At 68.1% G+C, this 16,769-nt stretch carries 19 protein-coding genes; 16 read left to right on the forward strand and 3 right to left on the reverse strand.

Annotated elements, in window-relative coordinates; genetic code table 11:
* The first annotated feature begins 43 nt into the window (after window positions 1-43).
* Window positions 44-1,630, forward strand: coding sequence for an MDR family MFS transporter (locus D0C15_RS25145; RefSeq protein ID WP_116050193.1), 1,587 nt, complete (start codon window positions 44-46; stop codon window positions 1,628-1,630).
* Here D0C15_RS25145 and D0C15_RS25150 read toward each other — a convergent pair whose 3' ends face one another.
* Entirely contained in the window at window positions 1,631-3,238 is a 1,608-nt protein-coding gene (locus D0C15_RS25150; protein ID WP_116050131.1) for an alanine/glycine:cation symporter family protein, read from the reverse strand.
* Between the two features lie 236 nt (window positions 3,239-3,474).
* On the opposite strand from D0C15_RS25150, the gene clpB reads away from it, so the two are divergent.
* Entirely contained in the window at window positions 3,475-6,084 is a 2,610-nt protein-coding gene (gene clpB / locus D0C15_RS25155; RefSeq protein WP_116050134.1) for an ATP-dependent chaperone ClpB, read from the forward strand.
* Between the two features lie 186 nt (window positions 6,085-6,270).
* On the forward strand, window positions 6,271-7,035 hold the full coding sequence (locus tag D0C15_RS25160) for a type III secretion system chaperone family protein (RefSeq protein WP_116050195.1): 765 nt from the start codon (window positions 6,271-6,273) through the stop codon (window positions 7,033-7,035).
* A 23-nt stretch (window positions 7,036-7,058) separates the two neighbouring features.
* On the opposite strand, the gene D0C15_RS25165 is transcribed toward D0C15_RS25160, so the two are convergent.
* Complete coding sequence (locus tag D0C15_RS25165; protein ID WP_116050136.1) at window positions 7,059-7,349, reverse strand: hypothetical protein; 291 nt, start codon at window positions 7,347-7,349, stop codon at window positions 7,059-7,061.
* A gap of 96 nt (window positions 7,350-7,445) precedes the next feature.
* Here D0C15_RS25165 and D0C15_RS25170 point away from each other — a divergent pair, with 96 nt between their 5' ends.
* From D0C15_RS25170 to D0C15_RS25230, 13 genes are all read left to right on the forward strand, one after another.
* Window positions 7,446-8,219, forward strand: a complete 774-nt coding sequence (locus tag D0C15_RS25170; protein ID WP_116050138.1) for an SDR family NAD(P)-dependent oxidoreductase — start codon at window positions 7,446-7,448, stop codon at window positions 8,217-8,219.
* A 31-nt stretch (window positions 8,220-8,250) separates the two neighbouring features.
* On the forward strand, window positions 8,251-8,811 hold the full coding sequence (gene pyrE, locus D0C15_RS25175; RefSeq protein WP_116050141.1) for an orotate phosphoribosyltransferase: 561 nt from the start codon (window positions 8,251-8,253) through the stop codon (window positions 8,809-8,811).
* Window positions 8,812-8,885: 74 nt separating this feature from the next.
* Window positions 8,886-9,455 (forward strand): RNA polymerase sigma factor, encoded by a 570-nt coding sequence (locus D0C15_RS25180; protein WP_116050144.1) that lies wholly within the window; start codon window positions 8,886-8,888, stop codon window positions 9,453-9,455.
* Window positions 9,446-10,051, forward strand: coding sequence for an anti-sigma factor family protein (locus tag D0C15_RS25185; protein WP_116050147.1), 606 nt, complete (start codon window positions 9,446-9,448; stop codon window positions 10,049-10,051). The genes D0C15_RS25180 and D0C15_RS25185 overlap by 10 nt, the downstream gene beginning before the upstream one ends.
* Window positions 10,048-10,422, forward strand: coding sequence for an Asp23/Gls24 family envelope stress response protein (locus D0C15_RS25190; RefSeq protein WP_116050150.1), 375 nt, complete (start codon window positions 10,048-10,050; stop codon window positions 10,420-10,422). The genes D0C15_RS25185 and D0C15_RS25190 overlap by 4 nt, the downstream gene beginning before the upstream one ends.
* Complete coding sequence (locus D0C15_RS25195) at window positions 10,419-10,718, forward strand: hypothetical protein (protein WP_116050153.1); 300 nt, start codon at window positions 10,419-10,421, stop codon at window positions 10,716-10,718. Before D0C15_RS25190 ends, D0C15_RS25195 begins: the two co-directional genes overlap by 4 nt.
* A gap of 123 nt (window positions 10,719-10,841) precedes the next feature.
* Entirely contained in the window at window positions 10,842-11,303 is a 462-nt protein-coding gene (locus tag D0C15_RS25200; RefSeq protein ID WP_116050156.1) for an Asp23/Gls24 family envelope stress response protein, read from the forward strand.
* A gap of 79 nt (window positions 11,304-11,382) precedes the next feature.
* Entirely contained in the window at window positions 11,383-11,571 is a 189-nt protein-coding gene (locus D0C15_RS25205; RefSeq protein WP_116050158.1) for a hypothetical protein, read from the forward strand.
* Window positions 11,568-11,987 (forward strand): Asp23/Gls24 family envelope stress response protein, encoded by a 420-nt coding sequence (locus D0C15_RS25210; protein WP_116050161.1) that lies wholly within the window; start codon window positions 11,568-11,570, stop codon window positions 11,985-11,987. The genes D0C15_RS25205 and D0C15_RS25210 overlap by 4 nt, the downstream gene beginning before the upstream one ends.
* Window positions 11,984-12,523 (forward strand): DUF6286 domain-containing protein, encoded by a 540-nt coding sequence (locus D0C15_RS25215; protein ID WP_116050163.1) that lies wholly within the window; start codon window positions 11,984-11,986, stop codon window positions 12,521-12,523. The genes D0C15_RS25210 and D0C15_RS25215 overlap by 4 nt, the downstream gene beginning before the upstream one ends.
* Window positions 12,520-13,092 (forward strand): alkaline shock response membrane anchor protein AmaP, encoded by a 573-nt coding sequence (locus tag D0C15_RS25220; protein WP_116050166.1) that lies wholly within the window; start codon window positions 12,520-12,522, stop codon window positions 13,090-13,092. The genes D0C15_RS25215 and D0C15_RS25220 overlap by 4 nt, the downstream gene beginning before the upstream one ends.
* A gap of 108 nt (window positions 13,093-13,200) precedes the next feature.
* Entirely contained in the window at window positions 13,201-13,590 is a 390-nt protein-coding gene (locus D0C15_RS25225; RefSeq protein ID WP_116050169.1) for a DUF2784 domain-containing protein, read from the forward strand.
* A 22-nt stretch (window positions 13,591-13,612) separates the two neighbouring features.
* Window positions 13,613-14,269, forward strand: a complete 657-nt coding sequence (locus D0C15_RS25230; RefSeq protein WP_116050171.1) for a TrmH family RNA methyltransferase — start codon at window positions 13,613-13,615, stop codon at window positions 14,267-14,269.
* Between the two features lie 121 nt (window positions 14,270-14,390).
* Here the strand turns inward: D0C15_RS25230 and D0C15_RS25235 are convergent, their stop codons facing one another.
* Entirely contained in the window at window positions 14,391-16,541 is a 2,151-nt protein-coding gene (locus D0C15_RS25235; RefSeq protein WP_116050174.1) for a molybdopterin-dependent oxidoreductase, read from the reverse strand.
* Window positions 16,542-16,769: the final 228 nt, after the last annotated feature.

Raw genomic sequence — 16,769 nt, forward strand, 5'->3', positions numbered from 1 at the left:
CGGCACAGCCGAGGCCACCGAATCCGGCGCCGCCGAGGCGCCGATGAGCCACCGCCAGATCATGCGGGCCCTTTCCGGCTTGCTGCTGGCGCTGCTGGTCGCGATCCTCTCCTCGACCATCGTGTCGAACGCGCTGCCGACGATCCTGGCTGACCTGGGCGGCTCGCAGAGTGAGTACACCTGGGTGGTCACGGCGATGCTGCTGACCGCGTGTGCGACCACCCCGATCTGGGGGAAACTCTCCGACCTGTTCAGCAAGAAACTGCTGTATCAGCTGGCCATCGTCATCTTCACCGTCGGCTCGGTGCTCGGTGGCATCGCCCAGTCGATGCCCCAGCTGATCGCGTTCCGCGCGCTGCAGGGCATTGGAATGGGTGGTCTGCAGGCATTGATCCAGGTGGTGATCGCGGCGATGATCTCCCCGAGGGACCGTGGCCGTTACACCGGCTATATCGGCGCGACCTTCGCGGTCGCGACCGTATCCGGTCCCATCCTCGGCGGTGTCATTGTGGACAGTCCGCTCGGCTGGCGCTGGTGTTTCTGGGTCAGCGTGCCACTCGCGGTGGCGGCCTTCATCGTGCTCGGCAGGACGTTGCATCTGCCGGTGATCCGCCGAAAGGTCAGGATCGACTGGCTCGGTGCCACCCTGCTCGTCGGAGGTGTCGCGCTCCTGCTGATCTGGATCTCGCTGGCGGGCAAGAGTTTCGCCTGGGTGTCCGGCACCTCGCTGCTCTACATCGGCGGCGCTGTGGCCGCGCTGGCGCTAGCCGTGTTCGTGGAGTCCAGAGTGAGCGAGCCGGTGCTGCCGCTACGGCTGTTCGCGGGCCGCACCTTCACCCTCTCCGTGCTCGGGACGCTCGCGGTCGGCACGGCGATGTTCGGTGGCGCGGTCTTCCTCGGGCAGTACTACCAGATCGCCAGGGGTTACTCGCCGACGCACGCGGGGCTGATGACCCTGCCGATGGTGCTCGGTTTGTTCCTGTCCTCCACCATCGCCGGGCAGATCATCTCCCGTACCGGGCGCACGAAGCCGTTCTTGGTCGGCGGCGCCGTGCTGCTGGTGCTCGGGCTCGGTCTGCTCGGCACCGTCGACCACACCACCGATCTCACCCTGATGGGCGGCTACCTCGCGTTGATGGGGATCGGGGTCGGCTCGTTGATGCAGAACCTGGTGCTGGTCGTGCAGAACACCGTCAGCATGCGGGACATGGGCTCGGCCTCTTCGGTGGTGACCTTCTTCCGCACCCTCGGCGGCTCGGCCGGCGTCTCCGCACTCGGAGCGGTGCTGGCCACCCAGGTGAGCAACCGGATCGCCGAATCGCTGGCCCGCCTGGGGGTCTCCAGTCCTGAAGCCACCACGGGCGGCGGGGGCACGCTCGATGTCGACTCTTTGCCTGCCGCGGTCCAGGAGGTTGTGCGCGCCGCGTACGGCGATGCCACAGGCACGATCTTCCTGGTCGCCGCGTGCATCGCCGTGGTCACGCTGGTCGCCGTGCTGTTCCTGCGCGAGACGCCGCTGCGCACCACACTGGACACGGCCGACGAGCAGGACGTTGGACAGCAAGAGGGCGGGCGCACCACGCGGTCCGTGGTGCGCCCGCCCGTCGTATCGCAGGTCAGCGGCAGTTGATCAGCCGACGCGCTCTTCCTCGGTGTCGGTGTCGGTCCGGTGCACCTCGCCGGTGCGCATCTTCTCGCGGTAGGCCTTGACCTCCCGCTTCACCACCGGCACCAGGATGTAGAGGCCGATGATGTTGACCAGCGCGAGCAGGAACAGCACCGCGTCGGCGAAGCTGAGCACGCTGCCCAGGGTGAGCACCGAGCCCGCGACGATGAACAGGCAGAAGACCAGCTGGTAGATCCGCTCGCTCGTCATGCTCTTGCCGAACAGGTAGGTCCACGCCTTCTGGCCGTAGTAGCCCCACGTGATCATCGTGGAGATCGCGAACAGGGCGACCGCGACGGTCAGCACGTACGGGAACCAGGGCAGCACCGACTCGAACGCGGTGGACGTCACCGTGACGCCGTCGGCCGTCGTGCCGTCCGCGAGGTAGTCAGCCTTCGCATCCGTCCAGAACTGGGTCCTGGCGATGACGATGGTGAGGGCGGTCATCGTGCAGACGATCACGGTGTCGATGAACGGCTCGAGCAGCGCGACGTAGCCCTCGGTGACCGGGTGCTTCGTCTTCACCGCGGAGTGCGCGATCGGCGCGGAACCAAGGCCGGCCTCGTTCGAGAACGCGGCACGCTGGAAGCCGACGATCAGAGCGCCGATGGCACCACCGGCGACGCTGGCCGGGGCGAACGCGCCACCGATGATGTCGCCGATCGCTTCGGGGACGCTGGTGATGTTGACCAGGATGACGATGAGGCAGGCGGTGACGTAGATGATCGCCATCGAGGGAACCAGGCGGCTGGTGACGGCGCCGATGGACTTGATGCCACCGATGACGACCGCGCCGACGACCAGGGCGAGCCCGATACCGAAGATCAGCGCGGCGCCGTCACTGCCGAGGAAACCGTCGTCGCCACCCGTCACGTCGCGAATCTGCGCGAACGTCTGGTTGGCCTGGAACATGTTCCCGCCGGCGATCCCGAAGAACAGGAGCATGATCGCGGCGAGCACCGCGAGTACCTTGCCGAGGACGACGCCGAAGCCGTTGTCGAACCGCTCCGCGATGCCCTTGCGCAGGTAGTGCATCGGGCCACCGGAGACCGTCCCGTCGGCGTGTACCTCCCGGTACTTCACGCCGAGTGTGCACTCGACGAACTTGGTACACATGCCGAGGAGACCGGCGAGGATCATCCAGAACGTGGCACCCGCACCACCGATGGTGACGGCGACACCGACACCCGCGATATTGCCGAGGCCGACGGTTCCCGACACTGCCGAACTGAGCGCCTGGAAGTGGGTGATCTCCCCGGGCTCGTCCTTGCGGGTCCACTTGCCCCGGACGATCTGCAGCGCGAGCTTGAAGCTGCGGAACTGGATGAAGCCGAAGTAGATGGTGAAGACCGTCGCGGCCAGAACCAGCCAGCCGACGATCCACGGGAAGGTGGTACCGAAGACCGTGACCTCGGCGAAGACGAAGGCCGATAATCCGTCGGATATCGGATTGAAGATGTTGTTGATCCAGTCCTCGATGGAGGCGAGGGTTCCACCCTCCGCAGCGAGGACCTGCGTTGATGAACCCGGCGACGAGCTCGTGGCCGACAGACCGGCGTTGATGACTGACATGGTCCGGTAGTGGACCCAATGTTGGCCGCAAATACAAGTGTTCGGGCCTATCTAATTACCACTTTGCGCACCTTGTTTACCCAGGTCGTACTTCTGTCACTCTTTGTAACCGAAGAGGTGCGACCAGTGTAGCGCGAGATTGAGCGGAACACGCTCAACTTTCCTGACGTTATGCATAGCGACGACGATTGCGAGAGCCTGTCATCAGGCACGGCGACCAACACAGAGGTGAGGGGATGGACGCTTTCAATCCGACCACGAAGGCTCAGCAGGCGATCTCTTCGGCCGCGCAGGCGGCGACGATGGCGGGCAACCCGCATGTCGCATCCGCGCACCTGCTCGGCGCGCTGCTGGCCCAGGGCGACGGTCTCGCCCATCCGCTGCTGACCGCGGTGGGCGCCGACCCGGAGCAGGTACACAAGGAGCTGGAGCCGATCACCAACGGGCTGCCCTCCGCCACCGGAGCCACGGTCTCCAGCCCGCAGTTCGACACGGCCGCGGTAAAGGCACTGACCCACGCCCAGAAACTGGCCACCGAACTCGGCGATGAGTTCGTTTCCACCGAGCACGTACTCGTCGGTCTCGCCGCCGAGGGTGGCGCTGTCGCCGGCCTGCTGACCCGCCACGGTGCGACGCCGGACGCGCTGAAGGAGGCCTTCACGAAGGTAAGGGGATCGGCGCGGGTGACCAGCCCGGATCCGGAAGGAACCTTCCAGGCGCTGGAGAAGTACGGCATCGATCTGACCGAACGGGCCCGTGCGGGTGAGCTGGACCCGGTGATCGGCAGGGACACCGAGATCCGTCGTGTCGTGCAGGTGCTCTCCCGGCGCACCAAGAACAACCCGGTGCTGATCGGGGAGCCCGGTGTCGGCAAGACGGCGATCGTCGAGGGACTCGCCCAGCGAATCATCGCGGGAGACGTGCCGGAGTCGCTGCGCGGGAAACGCGTGGTCGCGCTGGACCTCGGCTCGATGGTGGCCGGCGCGAAGTTTCGCGGTGAGTTCGAGGAGCGGCTCAAGGCCGTCCTCAAGGAGATCACCGACTCCGCGGGTCAGGTTGTCACGTTCATCGACGAACTGCACACGATCGTCGGCGCAGGCGCCACCGGAGAAGGTGCCATGGACGCGGGCAACATGATCAAGCCGATGCTCGCGAGGGGTGAGCTGCGGATGGTCGGTGCGACCACACTCGACGAGTACCGCCAGCACATCGAGAAGGACGCCGCGCTGGAGCGCCGCTTCCAGCAGGTGGTCGTCGGCGAGCCGTCCATCGAGGACACCATCGGCATTCTGCGTGGCCTCAAGGAGCGCTACGAGGTCCACCACGGTGTGCGGATCACCGACGCCGCGCTGGTCTCCGCCGCGACTCTTTCCGACCGCTACATCACCGCCCGGTTCCTGCCGGACAAGGCGATCGATCTGGTCGACGAGGCCGCGTCCCGGCTGCGGATGGAGATCGACTCCCGGCCGGTCGAGATCGACGAGGTCGAACGTGCGGTGCGCCGGATGGAGATCGAGGAGATGGCATTGTCCAAAGAGGACGACGTCGCGTCCGGGGAACGGCTGGCGGTCTTGCGCGCCGAACTGGCCGAGAAGCGCGAGCAGCTCAGCGGCCTGACCGCTCGCTGGCAGAACGAGAAGGGCTCCATCGAGAAGGTCCGCGACCTGAAGGAGCGGCTGGAGCAGCTGCGCGGGGAGTCGGAACGGGCCGAGCGCGACGGTGACCTCGGCCGGGCCGCGGAGTTGCGGTACGGCAAGATCCCGTCGCTGGAGAAGGAGCTCGAGGCCGCGACCGCGGCGACGGAGACCTCCGCCAGTGCCGACGTGATGCTCAAGGAGGAGGTCGGCGCCGACGACGTCGCCGACGTCGTGAGTGCGTGGACCGGCATTCCCGCAGGCAGGTTGCTCGAGGGCGAGACGGGCAAGCTGCTGCGTATGGAGGAGGAGCTGACCCGCAGGGTGATCGGGCAGGAGGAGGCCGTCCGGGTCGTGTCCGACGCGGTGCGCCGGACGAGGGCAGGCGTCGCCGATCCGGACCGGCCGACCGGCTCGTTCCTGTTCCTCGGCCCGACCGGGGTCGGCAAGACCGAGCTGGCCAAGGCGCTCGCGGAGTTCCTGTTCGACGACGAGCGGGCGATGTTGCGTATCGACATGAGCGAGTACAGCGAGAAGCACAGCGTGGCTCGGCTTGTCGGCGCACCGCCCGGGTACGTCGGCTACGACCAGGGTGGCCAGCTGACCGAGTCCGTGCGGCGCAGGCCGTATTCGGTGGTGCTGCTCGACGAGGTGGAGAAGGCGCACCCGGACGTGTTCGACGTGCTGCTCCAGGTGCTGGACGACGGTCGCCTGACCGATGGCCAGGGTCGTACGGTCGACTTCCGCAACACGATCCTGATCCTGACCTCCAACCTCGGTTCGCAGGCGATCGCCGACGCGGCGCTGGACGAGCGGGAGCGCAGGGAAGCCGTACTGTCGGTGGTGCAGCGGCACTTCAAGCCGGAGTTCCTCAACCGGCTGGACGACATCGTGGTGTTCCACGCTCTCGACACCGAGCAGTTGACGTCCATTGTGGATATCCAGGTCGACCGGCTGGGTCGCAGGCTGGCCCAGCGCAGGCTCACCCTCGAGGTGACGCCCGCCGCCCGGGAGTGGCTCGCGATGAACGGGTTCGATCCGATCTACGGTGCCCGTCCGTTGCGCAGGCTGGTCCAGTCCGCGATCGGTGACCAGCTGGCCAAGCAGTTGCTGGCCGGCGAGATCCGGGACGGCGACACGGTCAATGTCGACACGTCGCTGGTGGAGGCCGGCAACACCCTCAGCGTCACCCGCGCCCCCTCCGCGCCCTAACCCCGCGCGACCCTCCTCCCTCGCACTTTCCCGGGAAAGTGCGAGTCCCGTAACGCGTTCTCGCACGTCGCCCACCTCCACGAGGCGCGCTTTCCCGGGAAAGCGCGCCTCGTTTGGCCCGAACGGGTGGCGGCGACACGGCCTGCTGATCTTGGTGCGAACCGAGTGGGGGATACCCTGGTGCTCGTGGGTATTCCAGCGTGGATCTGGTTCGTCATCGCCGTCGTCGCCGCTGTGGCCGGACTGGCGTTGCTGGCTGTCGACCGGGCCAAGGAAGGGTCCCGGAACCGCGAGCGCGCCCGATGGGCCGACCTGCGCGGATGGCAGTTCGTCGAGGAGGACGAGCGGCTGCCGCAGCGGTGGGCCGCCGGTGCCATCGGGTACTTCGGCGCCGAAGCGGCTGTCAACGTCGTCGCCGGTTCGACGTTCACCTCCGACGGCAGGCGCTCCGTCTTCGTCTTCGACGTCGAGTCCGATGGCGTGATCCCCGCCGTGATCGTCGCGGTGCGCTGCAACCGGGTGCACCCCGTGCTGCTCGAACTGTGGCTGGCGAGTGTGCCGTTCCAGCGTGCGGAGATGCCCGAACTGCTCGGCCCAGTCGGCCAGCGCTACGCCTTCGCCGACGATATCGCCGGTGCTCGCAATCTGATCACGCAGGAACTCGTGGACGCCGCCGACGCACTCGGTGGGGACGTCGGCGTCGCCTGGCTGGAAGGCGAGTGGGTGCTCGCGAGTGTCGCACCCAACGTCGGCCCTTCCCGGCTGGAGCGGCTGCTGCGCGATCTCGGCGAGATCGCCGACATCGTCGACCCGTTCGACGAGGACATGGCCCCTGACAGGCAGTGGGAGCAGGCCGACGGCGACGTCGACCCCCTCGGCGGAGCGGGCGACCCCGACGCAGGCCTGATGAGCGGCGCGGACGACCTGCCGAGCAGGCAGCACCCGTTCTAGGGCCACCGTGGGAAGCCACCGGCCTAGCCGCTGGGGGTGAACTCCCCCAGGTCGAGGCTGCCGCTGAACTTCCCCTGGTCGGGCAAGTCGTCGGACTCGGGTCTTTCGCGCGGGATCGGAGCGGTGGCGCTCAGGTCCAGATAGCGCGGCCGCAGCTCGCGCTCCTCGACCGCGGCCGCGTAGCCCAGCGCGTACGCGCCGGTCTCCGGTTCGGTGCCGCTGTCCGCCTCGCCGCCGTAGGTCCCGTCGTCCATCGCGGCGGAGTAGCCCTTGATGAACGAGATGTATTCGCCTGAGCCGTTCTCATCAGTCATGAAGATGCTGTCCGCTCGTAGTACGTCGCACGGAAGGGTTTACCCGAGCACGGTCGGTGACCTTCATGTGGTGGCGCGTGACGGTACGGTTTGCCCATGCCCACAGCATTGATCACCGGGGCGACCGCGGGAATCGGCGCGGAGTTCGCCCGTGCCCTCGCCGCCGAAGGCCATGACCTCGTCCTCGTCGCACGGGACGCCGACCGCCTCGAGCAGGCGGCGAAAGAGCTGGCCGCCAGCCACCACGTGCGAGCCAGGGCCCTGCCAGCGGACCTCGCGACGGCCGAGGGCCGCGCCTCCGTCGAGGCAGTACTCGCCGACGGCGAGCATCCGGTGGACCTACTGGTCAACAACGCGGGCCTCGGCTTGGCGGGCGAGTTGTGGGACGCCTCGATGGACGACCTGCAGCACCAGCTCGACGTCAACGTCACCGCGGTACTGCGGCTGACCAGGGCGGCTCTGCCCGGCATGCTCGAACGGCGCCGCGGCGACGTGATCAACGTGTCCAGTGTCGCCGGGTTCTTCTCCGGCCGCGGCTCCACCTACACGGCGAGCAAGAAATGGGTCACGTCGTTCACCGAGGGCACTGCCGGCGCGTTGCCCGGTACCGGCGTCCGGATGGTCGCCCTCTGCCCCGGATTCACCAACACCGAGTTCCACCAGCGCGCCGGGCTGGACAAGCCCGGCCCGAAGCTGTTCTGGCTCGACCCCGCGAGGGTGGTGTCGGAGGGGCTGGCCGATCTGCGCAGGGGAAAAGTGATCTCCATCCCCAGCCCGCAGTACAAGCTGGTGGTGGCCGTCGCGAAACTGCTGCCCACGGCGTTGCTGCAGCGAATCGCCGGACGGCTCGCCGGGCGAGGCAGGACGTGAATGCCGCCGCCGGTATGACAAACTCCGGGGCGTGAACTCCGGATTGGATCAGGCCGCCAAGCTCGAACTCGCCAGGTTGGTGAACGAACTCTCCGTAGAGCACGGGAAAGTGACGTTGGCCTCCGGCAAGGAGGCGAACTACTACATCGACCTCCGCAGGGCCACCCTGCACCACGCCGCCGCACCGTTGATCGGCGAGCTGTTGCGCCAGCTCACCGCCGACTGGGACTACGTCGCTGTCGGCGGGCTGACCCTCGGTGCCGACCCGGTCGCCACCGCCATGCTGCACTCGGCCGCGGCCGACGGGATGGTGCTCGACGCGTTCGTGGTGCGCAAGTCGGTCAAGGAACACGGCATGCAGCGCCGGATCGAGGGCATGGAGGTCGCCGGCCAGCGCGTCCTCGCCGTCGAGGACACCTCCACCACCGGCGGCAGTGTGCTCACGGCCGTCGAGGCGTTGCGAGAGGCCGGGGCGACTGTCGTCGGCGTCGCCACCGTGGTGGATCGCGACACCGGCGCGCGTGAGGCCATCGAGAAGGAAGGCCTCACCTACCGCTACCTCCTCGACCTGGATGACCTCGGCCTGAGCTGACCCGCCTGGCATGCGCGCCGAAAGTCGTGCGTGACATTTTCCGCTCCCGTGCGTCCTAGGACACGGGAGGTGTCATGACAACCTCGACGACAGCCGAGGGGTCGGGCCTCGCGCTCGATGACGTGACCCTGGTGAGCAGGGCGCGCGAGGGCGACGTCCGTGCCTACGAGCAGCTCGTACTGCGATACCAGGGGCCGATATACCGGCTCGCCCTGCGGATGCTGGCCAACCGGGGGGACGCCGAGGACGTCGCCCAGGAGGTGTTCCTGGTCGCCTGGCGCAGGCTGGGTCAGTTGCAGGAGGACGCGGCTTTCGTCGGCTGGCTCTACCGGACGGCGACGAACCGGTGCCTGAACGTGCTGCGCGGACGCAGACCGCAGGTGGAGCTGGACGCCGAGGTCGAGTCGCCCCGCCAGGACGACCGACCGGAGCAGGCCGCCCAGGTCAGTGAGCAACTGGCCGCGCTGAACAGCGCGCTGCAGCAGCTGACCGGAGAGCAGCGTGCCTGCTGGCTGTTGCGCGAGGTGCATGGCCGCTCCTACGAGGAGATCGGCGAGATCGTCGGAACGAGTACGACCGCGGTACGCGGCCGCATCGCGCGGGCACGGGCCCAACTGGCAGAGGTGATGAAGCCATGGCGATGAACTCGACGAACTCCGCGGGCAACGGGTACGAACTGCCGTGCGAACGCGAGCTGGAGCAGGTGTGGGAGTACCTCGACAACCCGGACGTCGATGACGGGGTCGACGAGCACGAACGGACCTGCCCGCATTGCCGTACCGCGCGGGAGAGCCTGCGCGCACTGCGCGAGGCGACCGCCGAGCTGATCGAGGAGACCGAACAGCCTCCGCCGGACCTGTTCGGCAAGATCATGTCGGCCGTTCGTGCCGAGGTCCGGCGCGGGCACATGGTGCGGTTGCCCTCCAGCGAACCGGGCGTGGTCGAGGTCAGCGAGCAGGCCGTCGCGGTGGTGCTGCGCTTCGCCGCCGACTCGGTGCCAGGGGTGCGGGCCCGTCGTTGCCGGATTGCCACCGTCGGTGTCGGGCAGGTAGGCGAGAGCCAGGTCGAGGTTCAACTCACCCTTGCGGTGGACTACCGCAACCAGACCACAATTGAGGCGTTGACCGAGGTGCGCGCACGGGTTTCGGCGGCCGCCGCGGCACGGGTGGGCCTCCAACTCGTCGCGCTCGACCTGGTCGTTGACGACATCTACGGGGCGGATGGCGGGGAGCGGGGATGAGTCTGGAAGCGATGACCGAATTCGTCATCGACGACGTGGTCATAGCGGGGGTGGCCGCACGGGCGGCGGCCGGTACACCGGGGGTGGTGCGACTGGAACCGGGACTGACCGGGCTCGTCGCCGCGTGGGGCAGGGCCGCCCGTGGCCGGTGGAAGGGCATCACCCCCGCCCCCGCGGAAGGGGTCACGGTCCAGTCGTCCGGTGATGAACTCTCCCTGCGGTTGGACATCGTGATTTCCGGAGCGGACCAAGCGGCCGCCGTGGGACAGGCGGTGCAGCGTAGTGTCGCGCGGGCCGTGGCCGAGGACGTCGGCCTCACCGTCGACGAGGTTTCAGTGTCCATTCTGGACATTGAGCCGGAGGTGCGGTGACCACGCGAGGCGAGATCACGGAGAAACTGCTCGCCGCCCTCGAAGGGGTGCCCGGTCTCCGTCCGGCCACCCCGACCGCCGAGTCCACCGCCGCGCGTATCCCCTGGGACTGGGACGGTATCGCGATCGACCTGGACGAAGACGTCGTCCGGATTCGGCTCGTGGCCACCCGGCTGCCGTTGCCGCCGCTACTGCGCTCGGCGGCCGATGCCCTCCGTCCCGCGCTCATCGGCACCCCTTGGGCTGGTGCGTCGCTTCGGCTCGTGGTCACCGACCTGGATCGCGACGCGGTCTGAGGAGTGTCCGATTGTGCGGCGACGATCACACGATCGGGTCGTGACTTCCGCTTCCTCGTGGTGTCTATCCGGTAAGTGGGCAATAGCCCTCCACGACCTGGACCGCGAACAAGGGAGATCTCCATGACGAACAGCACCGCGGAGAAGACCGTCACGAGGAGCGAAGCAGGCACGGACAACGGTGCGCTGGTGACCAAGCAGGGTGCCACGCACATCGCCGACACGGTCGTGCAGAAGATCGCCGGACTGGCGGCGCGTGAGGTGAGCGGGGTCTACTCCCTCGGTGGCGGTGCCGCGCGGGCCTTCGGCGCGCTGCGCGAGCGCATCCCCGGAGCCAGCGCGAGCGCGGGCCAGGGCGTGTCGGTGGAGGTCGGCGAGAAGCAGGCCGCAGTGGACCTGCAGATCCTGGTCGAGTACGGCGTGAGCATCGCCGACCTGGCTCGTTCGATCCGCAAGAACGTCATCAACGCTATCGAGCAGATGACGGGGCTCGAGGTCGTTGAGGTGAACATCAACGTGAACGACGTGCACATCCCGGGCGACGACGACGACGAGTCGGAAGAGACTTCCGACCGCGTCCAGTGATCGCGTGACGCCGGTCCTGTCGAAGGCAGGCCGCCGCGCGCACTCGCGCGGCGGCCTCGATGCCCCTCTTGGAGGAGCCATGAACGCCACACTGCTGGGACTCATCGTCGGAATCGCGCTCGGCTTCGCCGCCGCGTTCGGCGGGTTCGGCGCGTTCGTCGCCGTGGTCGTGCTCGGTGCCATCGGCCTGCTCGTGGGTCGCTGGCTCGACGGTGAGCTAGATCTGTCCGCGCTGGTCGGCTCCGCGAAGGACCGGGGCAGGCGATGACCACGCTGGAGACCGAAATCAGGCCGCAGCCGTCTTCGCCGTCGGTGGAGGAAAGTCAGGACACCGATCGCGGCCGCACCACACTCGAGGAGCGGGCGGTGGAACGGATCGCCGCCCGCGCGGTCTCCGAAGTGGACGGAATCGGCGGTTCGGCACCCCGAGTGCTCGGGGTGGCCGTGGGCGCGGACGAACCAGATCGGACGGCGCGGGTGACCGCCCGGCTCGACGGGGACACCGCCACGCTTGAGGTGCGGCTTTCGGTGGCGTATCCCGCCTCGGTCGCCGCCACCACCGAACGCGCGCGTTCGCACCTGATTCGGCGCACCGAGGAGCTGACCGGCCTGCGTATATCCAAAGTGGACATACTTGTGACCGCCCTGCACGGGGCAGTGGCCGACACCAGGAGGGTGCGATGATCCGCCGACCACGCCGGTCCGTCCCCGCCATCGCGGTGTCGCTGATCCTGTTGGGTGTCTGTGCCCTCGTGGCGACCTCGGCGATCCAGCTGTTGCTCGGGGAACAGCCGCTGCTCAGTTACGACAAGGCCGCGAACTCGTTGCACGAGTTGGCCTGGAACGAGATCCCGGTCGCGATCGCCGGGGGGACGGTCGCGGCACTGGGTCTCGTGCTGGTGCTGTTCGCGCTGCTGCCCGGAAGGCCCGTGGTGCTGCCGCTGGCCGACGGCGATGGATCGGCAGTTGACTCCGGTACCACCCGGCGCGGTCTCCGTGCGGACCTGCGGTCGACCGCGGCCGCCGTGGACGGCGTCTCCGGCGCCAAGCTCCGGCTGCGCAGAGGACGCGCCAGCGTCCGCGTCACCACGAACCGCACGACCAGCGACGGACTAGCCGAAGCGGTGCGCGGTGCGATCGAACAGCGACTCGACGACATCGCACCGGCACGGCGGCCGAAGTTGCGTGTCCGTGTCTCCAGCCGCAGGAGTGACCGATGAGCAGTCCCAACCGCCCGGCCAGGCTCAACCGTTACCTGCTCGCCCTGATCGGTCTGCTGTTGCTGGCCGCGGGCGGCTTCGCGCTGGCCGTCCACTTCGGCGTGATCCACATACTCGATCCCGCCGATCCACTGGTGCCCGGCACCGAAGCGCCGCCGACGTGGGTCTACTACGTGGTCGCCGCCGGGGCCGTGCTGCTCGGGCTGCTGGCGCTGCGCTGGTTGGTGGCGCAGGCCGTGCGCAGGCCGAAGACCCGCACCTGGGAGCTACACCAACGGCCTGAGCAGGGCACGACCCGCCTCGACGCCGACGTCGCGACCGAGCCGTTGATCGAGGAGATCGAGGCGGTTGCAGGGGTGGCCTGGGCGACGGCGTCACTGTCCGGTGAGCGGCGCGACGCCGTGCTGTATCTGGTGGTCGGAACGCAGCGGGGAGCCGACCTCGGTGAGCTCCGGCAGCGGATCGAGCAGGACGCCGTACCGAGGCTGCGGCAGGCGTTGGACCTCGAATCCTTGCCTTCGGAGGTCGAGTTCCGGCTCACCAATCGCACTCCCGCCCGCGCGGGTTAGCCGCAGCCTGAGCCCTGACCTGCATAGTTGCCTTGTCTCCCGACATATCCGTTGATCTCAGGAGTATCGTGGTGAGTGAAACGGGGGTTTTGGGGAACGAGGGGTTTCATGGCGGGATTTCTGGCGGGCGCCACGGCGGTGGTGCATTTCGTGGCACTGATGTACATCGGCTTCGGCGGCTTCCTCGCGTGGCGCTGGCCTCGCAGCATCCTCGTGCATGTGTTCTTCGCCGCGTGGGGGTTTCTGGTCGTCGCCTTCCCTCTGGCGTGCCCGTTGACGGCGCTGGAGGACTACTTCCGTGGCCTGCAGGGGCGCGGGCCACTGCCCAACGGGTTCAACGAGTACTACATCTACGGGGAGCTGATCCCCAGGTCACTGCTGCCGCTGGCCGGTGCGATCGCGCTGGTGGTGTTCGCGGTCTCCTACGCCGGGGCGTACCTGCGCTGGCGCGACAGCAAGCTGGAGGACGTCCCGGAGCACCGGGTCCGGCTGGGCTGAGGGTATTGCCTACTGTCGACCTGTGAACGAGGAGAAAGGCCCAACCGAGTGGGCCGCGCGCGAGGTCGGGGTTGGCCCCTGGCCTGGCGAGTGGCCCACCGGGCCGGAGGCACAGCGGTACGACCCGGAACTTCTGGAACACGGCGACCGACGCAACGTCGTGGACGTCTACCGCTACTGGCGGCGCGAGGCGATCGTCGCCGATCTGGACAGCCGCAGGCATTCGTTCCATGTCGCGATCGAGAACTTCCAGCACGATCACAACATCGGCACGGTCGTGCGAACGGCCAACGCCTTCGCCGCGGCCGCGGTGCACATTGTCGGGCGGCGTCGCTGGAACCGTCGTGGCGCCATGGTCACCGATCGCTATCAGCACGTGCACCACCACGGTGACGTCGGCGCACTCGCCACCTTCGCGGCCGAGCAGGGGCTCACCGTGGTGGCGGTGGACAACACCCCCGGTGCGGTCCCGCTGGAGTCCGCCGATTTGCCGCGCGACTGCGTGTTGCTTTTCGGTCAGGAGGGGCCGGGTCTTTCGGCCGAGGCGAAGGAGGCCGCGTCACTGGTGGTGTCGATCGCGCAGTTCGGCTCCACCCGCTCGATCAACGCCGGTGTCGCCGCCGGCATCGTGATGCACAGCTGGATCCGCCAGCACGCCGACCCCACCCTGGCCTGGTAGGCCTCGCACTTTCCCGGGAAAGCGCGAGGCAGGCCAAGGTCAGCGCGCCGACCCCTCGCACTTTCCCGGGAAAGCGCCGTAGTTGCACACGCGGGGTACCGCGCTTTCCCGGGAAAGTGCGTCAGGCTGGGGCGACGTCTACGGGGATGCCGTTGAGTACGGCAGTGCCGGTGAGGGCGTCGAGGAGTTCGTCGTCGGCCACCACATTCGTGTTGACCCCGGCGTGCGCCCGAGCCACGGCCGTGCGCGTCCCGTCCACGTCGTGACCCCACCCGTGGGGAATGCTGATCACGCCGGGCCGGATCGTGTCGGTCAGTTCCACCGGCAGCTCGACCTTCCCGTGTTTACCGGTGACCACGGCCAACTCGCCGTCGGTCAGGCCGAGCCGTGCCGCGTCGGCCGGATGCACCTGAGCGGTGCAACGGTTACTGCCACGCACCAGCGCCTCGACGTTGTGCATCCACGAGTTGTTCGAACTCAGATGTCGCCTGCCGATGAGCACCAGCCGCTCGTCTGGCACCGATGTGAGTTCGGCGCGCAACCGGGGCACGTCCGACGTCAGCTCCGGTGGGGCCAGCTCGATGTGACCGCTGGCGGTGCCGAGCACGTCCGGCACCCGTGGACACAGCGGGCCGAGATCGACACCGTGCGGCGCCGCTTCGAGGTCGGCGAGGGTCAGCTCGTACGGTCCGGCCCGCAGCATCAGATCGAGCAGCCGTTCCGGGCCGGTTCGCCCACCGGCGAGGGCCGGATCCAGGCCACCGCGCCGCGCGACATCCGCCGCCACGAAATCGTCCAGCCCCGCCACATCGGCATCCGGGCCCTGGCCGGTGACGATGCCGGTCAGGCGCAGCATCGTCTCCCACTCCTGCGGCATGTCCGACGGCAGCACGGCGGGACTCCAGTTGGCCACATTACGGACCGCGAGCTGATAGAGCGCGATGTCGTAGTGCGGGCGTTGCAACGGACTCGGCCCGGGCAGGATGACGTCGGCGTGGCGGGTGGTCTCGTTCAGGTAGACGTCCAGGGAGACCATGAAGTCCAAGTCCCCCAACGCTTCGGTGAGCCTTCCCGCGTTCGGTGCACTCAGGCACGGGTTGCCGCTGACGGTGAGCAGCGCCCGCACGTGGCCCGGCCCCGGCGTGGTGATCTCGTCGGCGAGAGTGGCGATCGGAACCTCGCCGAACACCTCGGGCAGACCGCGTACGCGTGTTCGCCATCGGCCCGCCGCGAACGGCCTGCGCCGTCCACCCGAATTGGCCTGTCCCGCGGCGGCGAGCGGGAACATCGCGCCGCCGGCACGGTCCAGGTTTCCAGTGAGTACATTGAGGACGTCGACAAGCCAGCTGGTGACCGTGCCGAATGCCTGAGTCGTCGTGCCGATTCGGCCGTAGACCGCGGCGCGGTCGGCCTCGGCCAGTTCGAGGGCGAGGCGACGGATCTCGGGCGCTTCCAGTCCGGTCGGCCCGGCCACCGCTTCCGGGGTGAACCCGGCAGCGAGTTCACGCAGCTCGTCCAGCCCGTTGACGTGTCCGGCCAGGCTGCCGAGCGACACGCGATTCTCGGCGAACAGCACTTGCACCATCGCGAACAGCAGCAGCGCGTCGGTGCCCGGCCGGATCGCATGGTGTTCGTCGGCCAGTTCCGCCGTTCGGGTGCGCCGCGGGTCGACGACGATGATTTTGCCGCCCCTGTCCCGAATTCCGCGCAGTCTCCCGCGCACGTCGGGGGCGGTCATCAGGCTTCCGTTGGACACCAGCGGATTCGCCCCGAGCACGAGCAGATGCTGGGTGCGGTCGAGGTCGGGAACCGGAATCGAGAAGGGATCACCGAACAGGTAGCCGGACGAGTAGTGCTTCGGGATCTGGTCCACCGAACCCGCGGTGTAGAAGTTCTTGGTTCCGAGTCCCTTGTAGAGCACGCGGCCGTAAAGGGCGCTCGCCAGGTTGTGCACGCCGGGATTGCCCGCGTACACGGCCACACTGTCGCGGCCGTGCTCGGCCAGCAGTGGGCTCAGCCGTTTGTCGATCTCGGCGAATGCCTCGTCCCAGGACACCTCGACGAACTCGCCACCGCGTTTCACCAGCGGCGCGTGCAGGCGGTCCGGATCGTGATGCAGCGCGCCGAGGGAGGCGCCCTTCGGGCAGATGAAACCGTGGGAGAAGACGTCCTCGGCGTCTCCGCGCACACCGGTGACTCGGTCGGCTTCGAGGGTGACGGACACCCCGCAGGTCGCTTCGCAGAGTGGGCACGTGACGTGTGCTGTCGTCATTGAAGCATCGTATACATACCGAGCGGTATGTCGAGGGCCACGCGAGAACGAGAGCAGAGTGCGGGCAGAGGTTGGGGCGTCTGCAAGTACGCCCAAGCAAGATCCACTAGGCGCTTTTCCGCTACCGAGCCGCGAGGGGTTGGCAGCGGTTATTTACGTATTTGATCTTGCTTGGTGGTACTTGCAGACCCTCCAACCCCATGTCGGGAGGTGACGGGGGCGGGGTGG

The organism is Amycolatopsis palatopharyngis (genome assembly GCF_003385185.1).
Lineage (GTDB): Bacteria > Actinomycetota > Actinomycetes > Mycobacteriales > Pseudonocardiaceae > Amycolatopsis > Amycolatopsis palatopharyngis.